We start from the raw sequence: 16,448 nt of genomic DNA on the forward strand, positions 1-16,448 counted from the left end.
GCGCGGCCGGGCGGGGATTTCCTCGGAGCGAAGTTCTAGCAAAAGATCAGGCATCAGAGTTTCTCCACCCGCATGCCTTCTTCCTGATTGCGCGTCCTCGCGCCTCCGGCGCTGCGGACGCGCGGCTGGGCGGGGATCTCTTCCGAGCGGAGTTCTAGAAGCAGATCAGGCATGGTCAGGCTCCCACCCTCCCCTCGATGGGGAGGGTCGGCGCGCAGCGCCGGGGTGGGGTGGCGACCTCTCAGCCGCCGATACCTTCGGCACCATCGCGCAAACGCAGGTGTGATTTTCGTTCTTCCACCGCCGCATAGATCGTATCGAGCACGGAATCCAGTTCGTTTTTGATTTCATGGTTCCAGAAGCGGATGACGCGGTAGCCTTGGCTCTCGAACCATTTCGTTCGACGCTCGTCATGGTGCTGCTGGTCATCGAAGCTGTGATGGGCACCGTCCACCTCAATGATCAGCTTCAGCCGGTGGGAGATGAAATCAGGGAAGTAAACGCCTACCGACGCCTGCCTGCGAAAATGAGTGCCTTCTACTGGAATGCGCCACAGATGCCGCCACAGGATGCGTTCCTCGTCGGTCATCGCCGCGCGAAGCCTTTGCGCAGACTGCAGCTTGAATCGATCGAGTTTTGGCATGGAACGTCGCGCTGTCACCCCCACCCGCCGCTTCGCGGCGACCTCCCCCATCTAGGGGGAGGTAAGAGGGCATAGCAACTCGGCTGACCGCTGTTTCCAGAAATTTTGACCGCCCCTGTCGGGCCGCAACCAGCCCGCCCGTCCTTGGATCAAAGATTTCCATGAACCAAACGCAGCGCTGAAGCGACCAACGCTCAGGCAGGGACCTATTGGCTGAACGACCATGAAAACGGCATCGAGACTTCTCCAGATCATCGCGCTTAGCGCCTGTTTCGCCGCGCAGGTGCATGGCGCCTTCTCGATGCCGGGCGTACGGCAGGCTATGCGGACCATGGCGGGGTCGACTGGCCCGATGTTGGCCCCAATCAACATTTCCCTCGAAATGATGAAGTGAGCCTCAGGCGGCGAGGCCGCCGGCCTGGGTTTGGAGGAACGCCTCGCCGCAGGCCTTCGCCAGATTGCGCACCCGCAGGATGTAGCTCTGCCGCTCGGTCACCGAAATCACGCCGCGCGCGTCGAGCAGGTTGAAGACGTGGCTGGCCTTGATGCACTGGTCATAGGCCGGGAAGACCATGCGGTGCATCGGCAGATTGTCGTTCGAAGCCGGGGCGCCGGCCGCGAGCAGCGCCTTGCATTCGGCTTCGGCGTCCTCGAAATGCCTGAGCAGCATGGCGGTGTTGGCATATTCGAAATTGTGCCTGGAATATTCCTGCTCGGCCTGCAGGAAGACATTGCCATAGGTGACTTTTTCGGCGCCTTCTCGGCCATTGAAGTTGAGGTCGTAGACATTGTCGACGCCCTGCACATACATGGCCAGCCGCTCCAGGCCGTAGGTCAGTTCTCCCGCCACCGGCGCGCATTCGATGCCGCAGACCTGCTGGAAATAGGTGAACTGCGACACTTCCATCCCGTCGCACCAGCACTCCCAGCCGAGCCCCCAGGCGCCAAGCGTCGGGCTTGCCCAGTCGTCCTCGACGAAGCGAATGTCGTGCAGCAACGGATCGACGCCGATCGCCTTGAGCGAGCCGAGATAGAGTTCCTGCAGGTTCGGCGGGTTGGGCTTCAGGATCACCTGGTACTGGTAATAATGCTGCAGCCGGTTGGGGTTTTCGCCGTAGCGGCCGTCCTTGGGCCGGCGCGAGGGCTGGACGTAGGCGGCGTTCCAGCCCTTGGGCCCGAGCGCGCGCAGCGTGGTGGCCGGATGGAAGGTGCCGGCGCCGACTTCCATGTCGTAAGGCTGCAGGATGACGCAGCCATAGGCGGCCCAGTAATTGTGCAGGGTCAGGATCAGCCCCTGGAACGAGCGGCTGGGATGCATATGGGCTGGACTGTCTGACGTCACGGCGGCCTCGGAAAGCGCTGAAATGATGCCATTCCCTAGTTGCCGGGCCGGTAGGCGTCAAGGCAGCGCCTATCGCCGCCTTGATGAGAGGTTGAACGCTTTGCTTCGGACTGGCCCATTGCCGGACGGTGCCGGTGGCCGTTTGCTCGCCCAGCTTCAACGACAAAGGTTCAGCCATGCAAGGCCAGTTCACCGTACGCCCCGTCACCCGAGAGGATTACGAGCAATGGCTGCCGCTGTGGGACGGCTACAATGCGTTTTACGGCCGCTCGGGCGAGACCGCCCTGCCCGGTGACATCACTGCAATGACATGGTCGCGCTTCTTCGATGCCTATGAGCCGATGCATGCGCTGGTCGCCGAGAGCGAAGGCAAGCTTCTCGGCCTTGTCCACTATCTCTACCACCGCACCACGACGGCGATTTCGCCGAACTGCTATCTGCAGGATCTCTTCACCAATGAGGCGTCGCGCGGCAAGGGCGTCGGCCGGGCACTGATCGAAGACGTCTATACCAGGGCGCAAACCGCAGGCTCCAGCCGCGTCTACTGGCTGACACACGAAACCAACCACACGGCGATGAAGCTCTACGACAAGATCGGCGATCTCTCGGGGTTCGTCGTCTACCGAAAGCTGTTCTAGAATGAGCGCCAACGCTGGGTCTGCGCCGCGTCGCTTCGCTCCTTGCTCCGCCATAGAATGACGATCGCGATAGGGCGTCTCTATCTCTTTGTTTCTGTCGCAATTCCGAACGGAAAACCGCGCACACTTTCCTGGAATTGCTCTAAGACGCCAAGCCGAAAAACGGGGCTCAGCGAGCCCCGTTTCATCAGAAGTATGGCCCGATCACCCCTTCGGCGCTGGCGGGGTGGCCGGCTTGACCTTCGGGGTTTCCTGCGCCGTGTTGGATTCGATCGGCGGCAGGCCCTTCATCAGCTTCTGCTGCAAAATGGCAAGCACATCGGGATCCGGCTTCAGGTCGCGCGCCTGATTCCACTGGAAAGTGGCTTCGAGCTTGCGGCCGACGCGCCAATAGGCATCGCCGAGATGGTCGTTGAGCACCGGATCTTCCGGCTTGAGCGACACGGCGCGCTCCATTTCGCGCACGGCGTCGTCGAACCGGCCCATGCGGAAATAGGCCCAGCCCAGCGAATCGACGATGTAGCCGTCGCTCGGCCTGAGGTCGACGGCCTTCTGGATCATCGCCAGGCCTTCCTTGAGGTTCATGTTCATGTCGACCCAGGAATAGCCGAGATAGTTCAGCACCTGCGGTTGGTCGGGGAACAGCTCAAGCGCCTTGAGGAAGTTCGGTTCGGCCTTCGGCCATTCCTTCAGCCGCTCATAGGCGATGCCGCGCTGATAGTAGATGTTCCAGTTGGCATTGGTCGGCGTCTTCAGCACCGCGACCGCCTTGTCGTAGAGAGTGGCGGCGGAGCGGAAATCCTCCTTCGAGGCATAGACCCCGCCCAGCGCCAGATAGGCGCGCATGTCATCGGGGTGAGCTTCGACGAATGCTTTGAGATGGGCGATAGCCTCGTCGTGACGGTTGAGATCGGCAAGGTTGAGGCCGAGCTGCAGGTCGGAAAGCTCCTTCAGCGGCGAGGAGGCTGGAATGCGGCTATAGAGCGCAATGGCGCCTTCGCCGTCCTTCAGCTGCTCCGCAACGGCGGCAAGCTGCACCAAAGCGGCGTCGCTGTCGGGCTTGAGCGCGAGCGCATATTGCAGATAGAGGCGCACGAACGGCTCGCCGCCGCCGCGATTGAGCGCGATGGCGAGGTCGAGCAGGATTTCAGCGGCGCCTTCGGAGGGACTGGCGACGAAGGGCTCGATCTTGTCGCCCTTGCTGATCCTGTCGCGAAGCGCCTGGATGTCGAGCTTGCCGGGCGCGAACGCCTCGGCCTTGTCGAGCACGTAGAGCGCCTTGTTCTTGTTTCCCTTGCGCGCCAGGAAAGACGCGTAGGCCTGGGCGTTGCGCATCCATGTCTCGGGCGCGGCACCGCCGGCCGTGACGTCGGTCAGGGTCGCGTCATAAAGCGCGTCGGCCTTGTCCGATAGGCCTGCGGCATCGGCGATCAGCGCGCGGTGGAAGGACTTGAACAGGCCGAACCAGTCAGGCCCCTGCAGTTTGTCGATCGAGGCCATCGCCCCGGTGGGGTCGCCGGCGCCCTCTTGTGCCCAGCCGGACATGACGCCGGAAATCAGCCGGTCGAGATCGGATTCGAGCGACAGCTTGAGCCAGTACTGCGCCTTGGTGAAATCCTTCTTGTGGAAGGAATCGACCGCCAGAGCCAGACGCGAGAAGCGCTCGACGTCGGGAACTGCCTTGAGCTTGTCGGCATAGACCAGCGATTCCTCGAAGCGGCCTTGCGCGATCAGCGACAGCATCAGGCTTTGCTGCAGCGAGGTGTCGCCGGGATTGAAGGCGAGCGCCTGCTTGTAATAAGCGATGGCATTGTCGAGGTCGTTGTCGCCTTCGGCGATGCGGGCGGCGAGATAGGCGCCCGAGAAGGAGGTGATCTTGACCGGGTCGGTCGATTCCTTGGCGTAGGCAGGCAATGGAGAAATCGCCATCCCTGCCATAATTGCCAGCCCCGCGAGCCAGCGCGCACGTCCTTGCCGCATCGTATCCCTTTCAGCCAAGCGCCATCCCGCGTCGGCGCGGAGAAGCCATAGACTCGATGTTTCCTGACCAAGCATGGCCTTTTTGGGGTCAGGCTTCAATCCGGGCCGAATTCACAATCGGGTCACCCGATTAACAAACCATGGCGACACACACACTGTCGGTTCGAGATAATAGCAGATCGGGGTTGGGAGCTACAGCCTGACATCGCGATATCCGCGTGCCGCTATCGTGCTGCACAGGCCGGCCCACTCGCAACCCTGGCAGGCCTCACGCGTCACGCCGGCTGAAAAGGCCGCGCGCAAGGCGGCAAGCGTTGCCGCGTCGAGGCTGAAACGGACGCCCGCCTCGATGGGCCGGGCCAGCAGCTTGCCGACATCGCGTGCTGCCAGTTCGTCCCGGCCTGCGGCGCTTTCGCGCAAGCAGTGGGGCTCGGCCTCGCCGAGCAGCGGCCGACAGATGTCGTCGGGGCCGGAGACGATCAGAATATCCTCGCCCCGGCCCAGACGTTTCGCGATCACGTCATAGTTGGCGACGAAGGCTGCGCTGTACCCTTCGCCGATATAGGTCAGCAGGCAAAGCAGATGGTGGGAGCGCAGCCGGACGGTCATCGGTCAGGACGCGCCAGCGGAGCCTGTTCCATCCCGATGGTATCGGGATGGGGCTCCATCTTTTTGTTTGAGCATGATCTCTTCCGAAACCGGACTCCACTTTTCGGGATCATGCTCCTGCCGGGTCCGCCTTGTTGCTCCAAAACAGCTTGAGCGTCGCGGCGCCGAGCGCCGATTTCAGCAGGCCGCCGACGAGGAACGGCAGGAAACCGAAGGCGATGGCCTGTTCGAGGCCGATCATGACGGCGAGCCAGGCCGTTCCGAGAACCAGGCAGGCGAGGTTGCCGAGGACCATGCCGGCGAAGGCGAGCAGCACGCGGTTGCCGTTCCAGCCGCGTTCGGCCAGCCAGCCGACAAGCGCGCCGACGAGCGGGAAGGCGAAGAGATAACCGCCCGTTGCCCCGACGAAATACGACGCGCCCGCTGCCCCTCCGGACAGGACAGGAAAGCCCACGGCGCCCTCGGCGAGCCAGGCGATGATGGTCATGGCGCCAAGCCGCCAGCCATAAAGTGCGCCGACCAGCGTCACGGCGAAGGTCTGCATGGTGACCGGCACCGGCACCATCGGCACCTCGATCTGGGACAACAGCGCCAGAAACAGCGTACCGAGGACGACGGCCGCGGCCTGCCAGCTATGCGAGCGGGTTTGCAGGCGCAACGGGCTGAAGGACGGCTTGGACGGCGAAAAGGCGATGTCGGTCATGGTGCTTCCTAGCTGGTTTGAAATTATAGATAATTTTGTTGTTCGATCTATCGAATCCATATTTGCGCGGGAATGGCAACCCTCACCCCTAACAAGGCTTGGGCTTGCGTGTCGAATAAAGGACATTTGGAAAGGCTGGCGGGACAGCACCCCCCTCTGGCCTGCCGGCCATCTCCCCCGCAAGTGGGGAGATCGGATGTCGCCTCTGCTTTCGCCAATGGCCGACGTTGCAGGACTAACGCAACGGCAAAGCTGTTGATCTCCCCCCTTGCGGGGGAGATGTCCGGCAGGACAGAGGGGGGTGTGAAGGATCGCTACGCGCAGAATCCGACGACTTGTCCCTTCGTCCCTACCCGACGATGGCAAACGCTTCGCGCATCTTGCCCGACGCGGTCTTGACTGGTTTCTGGCCGATCCACTGCACGTGCCGGCCAAGCGTGGCGGCGGCCGATTCGGTATTGCCCTGCCGCAGCGCGCTCAGGATCGCGCGATGATCCTGGTCGGTGCGGATTTCCCATTCCGAGCGCCATGCGGCGAACAGGAAGCGGGCGCTTGCGGCGTGCAAATCGTCGATGGTGGCGATGAGCCGCGGCATGCCGCAGGGCGCCAGGATCAGCCGGTGGAAGGTGCGGTTGGCCTCCTCCCAAGAGCGGACATCGCGGGATTTGTCGCCGGCCTTTGTGGCTTCTTCGGCAAGGTTGAGAATGGAAGCCGTCAGATGCGGCGCGGCATGGCGCAGCGCCAGCACTTCGAGCGCTGCCCGCATTTCGGCGACTTCCCTTACCTCGCCGAGATCGAAAGCGGCGACGCGCACGCCCCGCCTGGGCTCACTGACCGCCAGCCCTTGCGCCTCCAGGCGCCGAAAGGCCTCGCGCACCGGGACATGGCTGGTCTGGAATTCCTCGGCGATGTGATCCTGCCGCAGCCGGGCGCCGGGTTCGATCGCACCCGATATGATGCGATCCGCCAGCACCTTGCTGATGCGCACGGCGATGGTGTCGTCTGCGGTCTTTGCCATGTTTTATAGATAATTTGCACTGCTGCCGATTGTCGAGCGGTGATTGCCCGATTTTGCGTGCAATCTTGCTTTGGCGCCAGGCGCGGGTCAGTTCACCCGGCTGATGCAGAAGTCGATGACGTCGATCAGCGCCGATTTCTGCGGCGTCGCTTCCAGCGGCGCCAGCGCGTCGCGGGCGATCTCGCCGAAATGGCGGGCGCGGCCGATGGTGTCGGCAATGGCGCCATGGCGGGTCATCAGGCCGATCGCCTTTTCCAGGCCGGCATCGTCGGTGACATTGTCCTCGATGGCGCGCTTCCAGAAGGTGCGCTCGGCCTTGGTGCCGCGCCGGTAGGCGAGGATAACCGGCAGCGTCACCTTGCCCTCGCGGAAATCGTCACCGACATTCTTGCCCAGCTCCTGGCTGGAGCCGCCATAATCCAGCGCATCGTCGATGAGCTGGAAGGCAAGGCCGAGATTCATGCCGTAGGAGCGCAATGCGGCGCGATCGTTGCGCGTCGCCGATGCGATGACCGGACCGACCTCGGCGGCAGCCGAGAACAGCGCCGCGGTCTTGGCCTTGATGACCGCGAAATGCTCGTCCTCGGTGGTATCCAGGTTCTTGGCGGCGGCCAGCTGCATCACCTCGCCCTCGGCGATGATCGAGGCGGCGCTGGACAGGATGTCGAGCGCTTCCAGCGAACCGACATCGACCATCATGCGAAAAGCCTGGCCGAGCAGGAAATCGCCGACCAGCACGCTCGCCTGGTTGCCCCAGATCATGCGGGCAGTCTTTTTGCCGCGCCGCATGCCGCTCTCGTCGACGACGTCGTCATGGAGCAGCGTGGCGGTGTGCATGAACTCGACCGCGGTGGCGAGCTTGACGTGGCCCTCGCCGGAATAGCCGAACATCTGGGCCGCCGCGAGCGTCAGCATGGGACGCAGCCTTTTGCCGCCCGACGAGATCAGATGATTGGCGACCTCCGGGATCATCTCGACGTCGGAGCCGGCCTTGGACAGGATCAGTTTGTTGACGCGCCCCATATCGGCTGCTGTCAGGTCGATGAGATCCTTGATGGAGGCGGGTTCCCGCTTCCCGTTTTCGATGTTGAGAACGACACCCACCAACAAACACTCCCGTCTTTGATCACGCGTGCGACGGCACCCTGGTCCCGCCTGGGACTCTAGGGCGGCACATACGGGCACGGCAAGAGGCGAATTGGCGCGGCTGCGGTGACGGCGTGTCAACCTTAGCGACCGCATGCCGTTGCCCGAAAACCGCTCCACACTTTTCGGCGCCATGCTCCAGCGTTTACATCAACGCTGCAACCTGCGAACTTCGTCCGATGATAGAACTCGTGCGCACCAACGATGCCGTGATCATCTCCTTCGTCGAATCGCTGATGCGCGATGCCGGGATTGCCTGCTTCGTCGCCGACCAGAACATGAGCATTCTCGAAGGGTCGATCGGTCTTTTGCAGAAGCGCGTCATGGTCGATGCCGACCAGGCCGATCAGGCGCGGCGCATCTTGAAAGACGCCGGCATCGAGAACGAAATCCGCCAGACATAATGGCTGAAGCGAGCGCGCTTACCAGCGATACGCCGGCCCATACGGTCGATGCCTTCCATCGCGGCCGCTTCTGGCTGGTCCAGCCCAGGACAGGGCATCGCGCCGGGATGGATGCCATGATGCTGGCGGCAGCAGTTCCATCCGGCTTTGCTGGACGCCTCGCCGATTTCGGCGCCGGCGCCGGTGCGGCGGGTCTTGCCGTGCTGTCGCGCTGCCCAGAGGCGCAGGTCGTGCTCGTCGAACGGTCGACCGAGATGGCAGGCTTCGCCACAACCACGCTCGCCCATCCCGGCAATGCGCATCTCGGCAATCGCGCCTCGGTGCTGACCGCCGACGTCACGCTGTCGGGCCGGGCGCGGACGCAAGCCGGCCTTGCCGACAATTCCTTCGATTTCGTCATCATGAACCCGCCCTTCAACGCGGCGCAGGACCGCGCCACGCCAGATCCGCTGCGGCGGCAAGCGCATGTCATGGACGACGGGCTGTTCGAGAGCTGGATCCGAAGTGCGGCTGCCGTCGCCAAGCCGCGCGGGGGCCTGGCCGTCATTGCGCGGCCGGAACAGCTTGGCGACCTCCTCCATGCGCTGTCGGGCCGCTTCGGCGACGCCGAGATGCTGGCCGTGCATCCGCGCCCGGAAGCGGCCGCAATCCGCATTGTCGTCAGGGCAGCGCTCGGCGCGCGCGGCAAGCTGTCGATCCGCCAGCCTTTGATGCTGCATGGGCAAACGGGCGACGGCCCGTCGGAACGAACCGAGATGATCAACAACGGACTGGCGTCGCTGTTTGGCGATTGATTTTGGGCCCGTCAGTGTCGTTGCCGCAAAACCGGCACACAGTTGGCTGACATGGATTGCAGCATTGCCGTTGACCGGCAAATCCCTACATGCGTTGAAGCCATTTGGAGACAGCCACCTCGTGAAACGCCTTTTCAACCGCCTGCTGCCGAAATCCTGGCGATCCAGCGTCGTCACCATTCCCGTCATCAGGCTGCATGGCACCATCATGGCCGGCGGCGGCCCGTTCCGGCCGAGCCTGTCCTTGGCGTCCACCGCCGCCCTCATCGAAAAGGCGTTCCTGTTCGATGCGCCCGCCGTCGCCATTTCGATCAATTCGCCTGGCGGCTCGCCGGTGCAGTCGCGGCTGATCTTCAAGCGCATCCGTGACCTCGCGGTCGAGAAGAACAAGAAGGTGCTGGTCTTCGTCGAGGATGTGGCGGCCTCGGGCGGCTACATGATCGCGGTCGCCGGCGACGAGATCTTTGCCGATCCGTCCTCCATCGTCGGTTCGATCGGCGTCGTCTCGGCCTCGTTCGGCTTTCCCGAGTTGATGAAGAAGATCGGTGTCGAGCGTCGCGTCCACACCGCCGGCCAGAACAAGGCGGTGCTCGACCCGTTCAAGCCGGAAAAGAAGGAAGACGTCGAGCGCCTGAAGGCGCTGCAGCTGGAAGTGCACGAGACCTTCATCGATCTGGTCAGGGAACGCCGTGGCACCAAGCTGAAGGACGATCCGGACCTGTTCACCGGCCTGTTCTGGACCGGCAAGAAAGGGCTGGAGCTTGGCCTCGTCGATGCGTTGAGCGACATGCGCACGGTACTGAAAACCCGCTTCGGCGTGAAAACCCAGCTCAGGCTGGTCACCGCGCCGCGTGGCCTGTTCGGCCGCATCGGCCTGTTCGGCTCGAACTTTTCAGCGCCCGATATTGCCGCCGCCGCCGCCAGCGGCGTGATCGATGCGGCGGAAGAGCGCGCATTGTGGGCGCGCTTCGGGCTTTGAAAAAGCGGGGAAAGCGTCTAGCATAAGCGCTTGACAGTCTGCCTTGCCGCCTTGCGAGGGAGGAGCTTTGAAATGCCACAGATCATTTTCTTCGCAGTTGTCGGCGCAGCCGCTTATTTCGGCTACCGCACCTTCGTCCGCGAGGCCGAACGTGTGACCGCCAAGGTGCGGCGTACCGAAAAGCAGGCAGCCAACGGCACCAACGGCACGCTGGTCCAGGATCCCAAGACCGGCGAATACCGCCTGGCCAAGGACTGAGCATCATCCCGTCAGCAGCCGACAGTTTGGATGCCGCAGCCCGGACGTGGCTTGCGCCCGCCAAGATAAATCTGGCGCTGCACGTCACCGGCAGGCGCGCCGACGGCTACCATCTGCTCGAGAGTCTGGTCGTTTTCACCCGCTTCGGCGACAGGGTCGAGATCGAGCCTGCCGACGCCGACCGGTTCTCCGTATCGGGCCGTTACGCGACTTCCGTGCCGATCGACGACAGCAATCTGGTGGTGAAGGCGCGCGAGGCGCTGCGCAGGCAGGCCGGCCAGCAGCGCACGCCGCCGGTTGCCATCCGGCTGGAAAAGAACCTGCCGGTCGCATCCGGCGTCGGCGGCGGCTCAAGCGACGCGGCCGCCGTTCTGCACGGTCTTATCAGGACATGGGGTCTCGACATCGGTGAGGCCGAACTGAGCCGGATCGGTCTCACGCTCGGCGCCGACGTGCCGATGTGTCTTGCGGCAAAACCGCTGGTTGCGCGTGGCGTCGGCGATGAGCTGTCGCCAATTGCGGATTTTCCTGCGCTGGCCTTGGTGCTGGTCAATCCCGGCGTCGCCGTCTCCACGCCCGATGTGTTCAATGCACTTGAAAAACGCGACAATGAAGGACTGCCGCCGCTGCCGCGCGGTTTCGATTTCCACGGCGTCCGCAATTGGCTGGAGATCACCCGCAACGATCTTGAGGAACCGGCGCAAGCAATACAGCCGCCCATCGGCAGAGCGCTTTCCCTGCTGAACAGGGCCGGATCTGGATTCTCGCGCATGTCGGGATCCGGCGCGACATGCTTCGGGCTGTTCGAGACCGGCAATGTCGCCAAGCGCGCCGCCGCCGAGATTCGCAGTCGCGAACCGGAGTGGTTTGTCGCCGCGACACGAAGCATCGCTTCGGAGGGGGCCGATGGCCAAAATTGACGAGAGCCGGCCGTTCATCCCGGTGCGCATCGCGGTGCTGACGGTGTCCGATACGCGCAGCCTTGCCGACGACAAATCCGGCCAGACGCTGGCTGATCGCATCGCCGAGGCCGGCCATGTCCTGGCCGCGCGCGACATCGTCACCGACGACCGGGAGAAAATCCGCGACAAGGTGCTGGGCTGGTCGCGCGACGAAGACATCGATGTCGTCATCACCACCGGCGGCACCGGTTTTACCGGCCGCGACGTGACGCCGGAGGCGCTGGAGCCGATCTTCGAGAAGCGCATGGATGGCTTTTCCGAAGTGTTCCACCGCATTTCCTACGACAAGATCGGCACCTCGACAGTGCAGAGCCGGGCGACGGGCGGCGTCGTCAACGCCACCTTCGTCTTCGTGCTGCCGGGCTCGCCCGGCGCCTGCAAGGACGCCTGGGACGGCATCCTGAAACCGCAGCTCGACTACCGCCACATGCCCTGCAACTTCGTCGAGATCATGCCGCGCCTGGACGAGCATTTGCGGCGCGGCAATGCCGCCTCGTAAACCAAGGCAAAGCCGGCCAAGTGCTGCCTTTGTCAGGCAGAATGGCGGCTGCGCCTTCGAGAGGTCATTTCCTCCGGGTCGTCGGGCGGATAGTCTGTCGCCAAGTCAAGACGGAAGAGATCCAATGAGCGCGCACCGCGGCGGCTGCCATTGCGGCAACATCCACCTGACCTTCGAAACCGGAATTGAGCCGTCCGAGATGGAGATCCGCGCCTGCCAATGCGCCTTCTGCGTCCGGCATGGCTCACGCGCCGCCGCCGATCCGCAGGGGCGATTGATCGTCGCGGTCGAGGACGAGGCCCGGCTGCACCGATACCGGTTCGGATTGCGCACCGCCGATTATCTCATCTGCCGGGACTGCGGCGTCTATGTCGCTGCTGTGACCACCGACGGCGAACCGAGAGCGATCGTCATCGTCAATGCGCTGGATGACCGGCCGCGGTTCAACCGCGAGCCGGTCCCAATGGACTATGATGCCGAGAACAAAGAGGGTCGCATTGCCCGGCGGCAAGCGCGCTGGATGCCGGTCGAGATCCGCTCCGGCGTCAGCGGATGACCGGCTCGCCGTGGAAGCGGCGGCGCGAGGGCGGCGAGACGCCGAAGCCGACCTCCATCATCAGCCGTGGCGTGGTGGACGGCACGGTGCCCATGTGGAAGCCGAACGGGTCCTCGACGAAGCCGAGCCCGGCCTCGCCGGTCAGCGTGACCGGGCTGTCCTCGCCATAGACCTTGAGCACGTCTTGCGCCGGATGGCCGACCAGCAGCGTCAGCTGGTGCTTGAGACTGCGCCTGTTGTGGCTGCCTTTGACATAGACATGCGGACCGGTGCCGGCATCGCAGGGTTTCAGATAGAAGAAGAATTTCAGCATCCGCCAGTCGTCGAGATCGAAATGATATTTGCCGAGCGAGGCAAGGTTCTTGTCGGCGTCGGAAGCCTCGCCGGTCGGAAAGCTCCACCAGACACGCGTGGTGATCAGCTTTGCCTGCCCGCCCAGATAGTGCTGGGCGATGTCGAGCAGCAGCGGGTCGTTCTGGATGGCGAGTGCCGCCTTGCAGCCGAGGATGCGCTCGAAATAGTGTCCGCTGAGCAAAGAGCGGCCGAACCGCTTCTCGGCTTCTGCGTGTTCTCCGGGCATGAATTCGAGCCGGCGGTCGAAATTGCCGAAGCACGGCGTGCTCTGAGCAAAGCTGGCGATCTCTTCGTGGATTGCCTGCGGAAGGACCAGTCCGGAGAACAGGCCATCGGTGCGCAGCGCCGCGACGATCGACTTGAGGTCGACGCCCCTGAACATCGTCGCTCCGGCACTCTGCGCGGGGCGCGCGGCTTTGGCGCCAAGCCAGTGCAGCTTGCGCGCCGGCATGGTGCGGGCAAGCACGAACATCGGCAGCCATGCGGGATTTTCGCGCAGGTCGGACAGATAGGTCGGGATACGCACCGCAATGCGGCGGAGCAGGCTGCCGTTGCGGGCAATGGCTTCCAGACTGGGGGCGCCGGATTTGTCAGGGGACGAAAGGTTCATCGGGGTCCTCAGATATGAACGGCAGCAACGACGACGCGGCGCTTGCTTACCGCTCCGGCACTACCCAAACCCCGATATCCCGCATCAACGGAATGCTAATCCCGCGTCAGCTTTTGTGCAATGCACAATAGCTTTTTGCGGCGAAAAAGAGGGATGGTGCTGCGACCGTGCCAATGCGGATGAGACGCCGACGCTGCCCCTCATCCGCCCTTCGGGCACCCTTCTCCCTGGGAACGGGGAGAAGGGAGAAACATCACTTCTTCGGCGCCAGCCAGATTTCGGCGTCGAGCCGCCTGGTGGCGAGACCGCGCGCAAGGGCTTCGGCGCTGTGCGCGTTCTTCGACAGGGCAGCGGCCTGGCGCTTGCTGATGACCAGCCCTTCGGCCAGCGCCCGGTTGCCCGAAAACACCCGTGACAGGAACGGCGTGCGGCTGCCGCGCGCACGGGAAAAGCGCGCCGGCATGGTTTGCCGCGCCGTGTGAGCGACGACGTCGTCGATCCAGCCGTCGGCCAGCCTTGCGCCGGGTTCCAGAAACAGCAGCCAGTCACCCTTCGCCTGCCTGATTCCCGCGGCAATGCCGCCGGCCACGAAGTGGCAGCCGGCATGATCGGCAACCCGATGCGTCTGGTCGGTCGAGCCGGTGTCGCAGACGATGACATCGCGCACCACGCCCTCGACCGCGCCGCCGATCAACGAGGCGAGCGTGCGGGCAAGGCCTTCTTCGTCATCCCGGGTTTCGATGAGAACGCTGAGCATTTTTAGCCGAATAGCGGAAAGCCCGGCGCAGCGCCAGTTTCGCATGGCCCAACGAAAAAGTTCTTGCTTTGTTCTCATCCGGGAAATAGGATTATTTTCATGAACAGAGCGATTCGACAGCCAGCCGACAGTCCTTGGGAAAGGGCAAAAATGGAACATATCGTGCGTGCGGACATTGCTGCTTTCGGAGCAGGGCGAGCCGAGATGGCCAATGCGATGATCGATCAGAGCGGCATGCGCGTCCGGCCGGATCGCAACCGCGGCCGTTCCGCGGGCATCAACCCATCCGGCCGGTTCGAGCCGGTCAGCCGGCATGTGTTCGACGACGGCTGGAATTCGCTGGAGGAATTGCCGCCGTTCAAGACCGAAGTGCAGGTCGAGAAGCCGCGCACCATCATCACCCGCAACGAATCGCCCGACATTTCCTTCGACCGCTCGATCAACCCCTATCGCGGCTGCGAGCATGGCTGTGTCTATTGTTTCGCCCGGCCGGCGCATTCCTTCATGGGCCTGTCGCCGGGGCTGGATTTCGAAGCGAAGCTGTTTGCCAAGCCGGATGCGGCGCGGCTGCTCGACAAGGAACTGTCGAAGGATGGCTATCAGCCGCGCACCATCGCCATCGGCACCAACACTGATCCCTACCAGCCGATCGAGAAACAATACCGGATCATGCGCGAGATCCTCGAAGTGCTGGAGGCGCGCGGCCATCCGGTCGGCATCGTCACCAAATCCCATCTGGTGACGCGCGACATCGACATCTTGTCGCGCATGGCCGAACGGGGCTTGGCCAAGGTGGCGCTGTCGGTGACAACGATGGACCGCATGCTGGCGCGCACCATGGAGCCACGCGCGTCGACGCCGACCAAGCGGCTTGAGGCGATCCGGCAGCTTTCCGATGCCGGCATCCCGGCCTCTGTCATGGTGGCGCCGATCATTCCCGGCCTGACCGACCAGGAGATGGAGCGCATCCTCGATTCGGCACGCGCCGCAGGCGCCCGCGAGGCCGGCTATGTCATCCTGCGCCTGCCGCTCGAGGTGGCGCCGATCTTCAAGGACTGGCTGCTGCGCCATTATCCCGACCGCTACCGGCATGTGATGTCGCTGATCCGTTCGATGCGCGACGGCAAGGACTATGATTCGGAATGGGGCAAGCGGATGAAAGGCGCCGGCCCCTATGCCTGGCAGATCGGCCGGCGCTTCGAGATCACGGCCAAGCGGCTCGGCCTCAACGCCGAGCGGCGCACGCTCCGAACCGACCAGTTTGTCGCCGCCGCCAAGGCGACCGAGCAGCTGATGCTGCTCTGAGAGTAGCGCCTGCCCTGCCCTCGTGGTTGGCAGGCGACCCAAGAATCCCGTCCGGCCTGTCCCCCGGCCTGCAGACGGTGCCCTCCCGGTCTTGCCCCACTCGACCTTGGAGGGACTTGCGGAGAATCGGAGCCGATGCGAACCTCGCCGCAACATGGCTCGCGCGCGTTCCGATTCTCCGCTTCTTTTCGAAATCGTCGAAAAGCCCGACTTCTCCTTCGAGACGAAGGCGATGGCTGAAGGCCTTTGGCCGGTGGCAGGCATGGACGAGGCCGGCCGCGGTCCGCTGGCCGGGCCGGTGGTGGCGGCGGCGGTGATCCTCGATCCCGCCAACATTCCCGACGGGCTAGACGATTCCAAACGGCTCAACCATTTGCAGCGCGAGGCGCTGTTCCTGAAAATCCTGGGGTCAGCGCTCGGCGTGTCGATGGCCTCGGTCAGCGCCGAAGGCATTGACGGCAGCAATATCCTCAAGGCCAGCCTGGAAGCCATGCGCCGCGCCCTTGCCGGCCTGCCGATCCAGGCAAAGCTGGCGCTGGCCGATGGCCGCGATGTGCCGCCGGGTCTCCTCTGCGAAGGCCGCGCGCTGATCAAGGGCGACCAGCGCTCGCAATCGATCGCCGCCGCCTCGATCGTAGCCAAGGTGATGCGCGACCGCATGATGTGCGGCTGCGGCAGCCATCACGAGCGCTACGGGTTCGAGGTCCACATGGGCTACGCCACCGTGCGGCACCGCACCGCGATCGAAGCGCATGGGCCGGTGGCAAGGCTGCACCGGGCATCATTCGCGCCGTTCAGGCTGGGTGGGGTTGAGGTGGTTGAGGAAGAAGGGTTTGTCGGGTTGGACAGCTAATCTCCCCCCTTGAGGGGGAGATGGCCGGCAGGCCAGAG

19 protein-coding genes are annotated in these 16,448 nt (G+C 63.8%); 10 read left to right on the forward strand and 9 right to left on the reverse strand.

Features of this window, described 5'->3' with window-relative positions; translation table 11 throughout:
• Positions 1 to 241 precede the first annotated feature (241 nt).
• On the reverse strand, positions 242 to 643 hold the full coding sequence (locus NKH38_RS04565; RefSeq protein ID WP_023668463.1) for an endonuclease domain-containing protein: 402 nt from the start codon (positions 641 to 643) through the stop codon (positions 242 to 244).
• A 397-nt stretch (positions 644 to 1,040) separates the two neighbouring features.
• Positions 1,041 to 1,985, reverse strand: coding sequence for a glycine--tRNA ligase subunit alpha (locus tag NKH38_RS04570; RefSeq protein WP_352760800.1), 945 nt, complete (start codon positions 1,983 to 1,985; stop codon positions 1,041 to 1,043).
• Positions 1,986 to 2,161: 176 nt separating this feature from the next.
• Between NKH38_RS04570 and NKH38_RS04575 the strand changes: the two genes are divergently transcribed.
• On the forward strand, positions 2,162 to 2,623 hold the full coding sequence (locus NKH38_RS04575; protein WP_023687114.1) for a GNAT family N-acetyltransferase: 462 nt from the start codon (positions 2,162 to 2,164) through the stop codon (positions 2,621 to 2,623).
• A gap of 204 nt (positions 2,624 to 2,827) precedes the next feature.
• Here the strand turns inward: NKH38_RS04575 and NKH38_RS04580 are convergent, their stop codons facing one another.
• The 5 genes from NKH38_RS04580 to NKH38_RS04600 form a co-directional block, all read right to left on the reverse strand.
• Positions 2,828 to 4,603 (reverse strand): tetratricopeptide repeat protein, encoded by a 1,776-nt coding sequence (locus tag NKH38_RS04580; RefSeq protein ID WP_023692102.1) that lies wholly within the window; start codon positions 4,601 to 4,603, stop codon positions 2,828 to 2,830.
• 192 nt (positions 4,604 to 4,795) lie between these two features.
• Positions 4,796 to 5,212, reverse strand: a complete 417-nt coding sequence (locus NKH38_RS04585) for a DUF1284 domain-containing protein (protein ID WP_023692103.1) — start codon at positions 5,210 to 5,212, stop codon at positions 4,796 to 4,798.
• A 109-nt stretch (positions 5,213 to 5,321) separates the two neighbouring features.
• Entirely contained in the window at positions 5,322 to 5,915 is a 594-nt protein-coding gene (locus tag NKH38_RS04590) for a biotin transporter BioY (protein WP_023826012.1), read from the reverse strand.
• Positions 5,916 to 6,264: 349 nt separating this feature from the next.
• A complete protein-coding gene (locus NKH38_RS04595) occupies positions 6,265 to 6,933 on the reverse strand; it encodes a GntR family transcriptional regulator (RefSeq protein ID WP_023687112.1) in 669 nt (222 codons plus the stop codon).
• A gap of 87 nt (positions 6,934 to 7,020) precedes the next feature.
• Positions 7,021 to 8,037 (reverse strand): polyprenyl synthetase family protein, encoded by a 1,017-nt coding sequence (locus NKH38_RS04600; protein ID WP_023668471.1) that lies wholly within the window; start codon positions 8,035 to 8,037, stop codon positions 7,021 to 7,023.
• 221 nt (positions 8,038 to 8,258) lie between these two features.
• On the opposite strand from NKH38_RS04600, the gene NKH38_RS04605 reads away from it, so the two are divergent.
• The 7 genes from NKH38_RS04605 (at position 8,259) to NKH38_RS04635 (ending at position 12,531) form a co-directional block, all read left to right on the forward strand.
• Positions 8,259 to 8,483 (forward strand): putative signal transducing protein, encoded by a 225-nt coding sequence (locus tag NKH38_RS04605; protein WP_023692106.1) that lies wholly within the window; start codon positions 8,259 to 8,261, stop codon positions 8,481 to 8,483.
• The gene (locus NKH38_RS04610; protein WP_023668473.1) at positions 8,483 to 9,277 is read left to right on the forward strand and encodes a tRNA1(Val) (adenine(37)-N6)-methyltransferase; all 795 of its coding nucleotides are present in this window, start codon (positions 8,483 to 8,485) and stop codon (positions 9,275 to 9,277) included. Before NKH38_RS04605 ends, NKH38_RS04610 begins: the two co-directional genes overlap by 1 nt.
• Positions 9,278 to 9,398: 121 nt before the next feature.
• Positions 9,399 to 10,256, forward strand: coding sequence for a S49 family peptidase (locus NKH38_RS04615; protein ID WP_352760808.1), 858 nt, complete (start codon positions 9,399 to 9,401; stop codon positions 10,254 to 10,256).
• A 72-nt stretch (positions 10,257 to 10,328) separates the two neighbouring features.
• Entirely contained in the window at positions 10,329 to 10,514 is a 186-nt protein-coding gene (locus NKH38_RS04620) for a membrane protein (RefSeq protein WP_023668475.1), read from the forward strand.
• 26 nt (positions 10,515 to 10,540) lie between these two features.
• A complete protein-coding gene (locus tag NKH38_RS04625; RefSeq protein WP_352760812.1) occupies positions 10,541 to 11,434 on the forward strand; it encodes a 4-(cytidine 5'-diphospho)-2-C-methyl-D-erythritol kinase in 894 nt (297 codons plus the stop codon).
• Positions 11,421 to 11,975, forward strand: coding sequence for a molybdenum cofactor biosynthesis protein B (gene moaB, locus NKH38_RS04630; RefSeq protein ID WP_352760815.1), 555 nt, complete (start codon positions 11,421 to 11,423; stop codon positions 11,973 to 11,975). Before NKH38_RS04625 ends, moaB begins: the two co-directional genes overlap by 14 nt.
• Positions 11,976 to 12,099: 124 nt before the next feature.
• Positions 12,100 to 12,531 carry a GFA family protein gene (locus NKH38_RS04635; protein WP_352658811.1) on the forward strand — a complete coding sequence of 144 codons (432 nt, stop codon included), beginning with the start codon at positions 12,100 to 12,102 and terminating at the stop codon, positions 12,529 to 12,531.
• On the opposite strand, the gene NKH38_RS04640 is transcribed toward NKH38_RS04635, so the two are convergent.
• Both NKH38_RS04640 and NKH38_RS04645 read right to left on the reverse strand, forming a co-directional pair.
• Complete coding sequence (locus NKH38_RS04640; protein ID WP_023823457.1) at positions 12,521 to 13,495, reverse strand: hypothetical protein; 975 nt, start codon at positions 13,493 to 13,495, stop codon at positions 12,521 to 12,523. The genes NKH38_RS04635 and NKH38_RS04640 overlap by 11 nt on opposite strands.
• 253 nt (positions 13,496 to 13,748) lie before the next feature.
• The gene (locus tag NKH38_RS04645; RefSeq protein ID WP_352711091.1) at positions 13,749 to 14,252 is read right to left on the reverse strand and encodes a glycosyltransferase; all 504 of its coding nucleotides are present in this window, start codon (positions 14,250 to 14,252) and stop codon (positions 13,749 to 13,751) included.
• Between the two features lie 150 nt (positions 14,253 to 14,402).
• On the opposite strand from NKH38_RS04645, the gene NKH38_RS04650 reads away from it, so the two are divergent.
• Positions 14,403 to 15,557 carry a PA0069 family radical SAM protein gene (locus NKH38_RS04650; RefSeq protein WP_352460056.1) on the forward strand — a complete coding sequence of 385 codons (1,155 nt, stop codon included), beginning with the start codon at positions 14,403 to 14,405 and terminating at the stop codon, positions 15,555 to 15,557.
• 154 nt (positions 15,558 to 15,711) lie between these two features.
• Complete coding sequence (rnhB, locus tag NKH38_RS04655; protein ID WP_023726390.1) at positions 15,712 to 16,410, forward strand: ribonuclease HII; 699 nt, start codon at positions 15,712 to 15,714, stop codon at positions 16,408 to 16,410.
• Positions 16,411 to 16,448: the final 38 nt, after the last annotated feature.

Source organism: Mesorhizobium sp. M1078 (genome assembly GCF_040318615.1).
GTDB lineage: Bacteria > Pseudomonadota > Alphaproteobacteria > Rhizobiales > Rhizobiaceae > Mesorhizobium.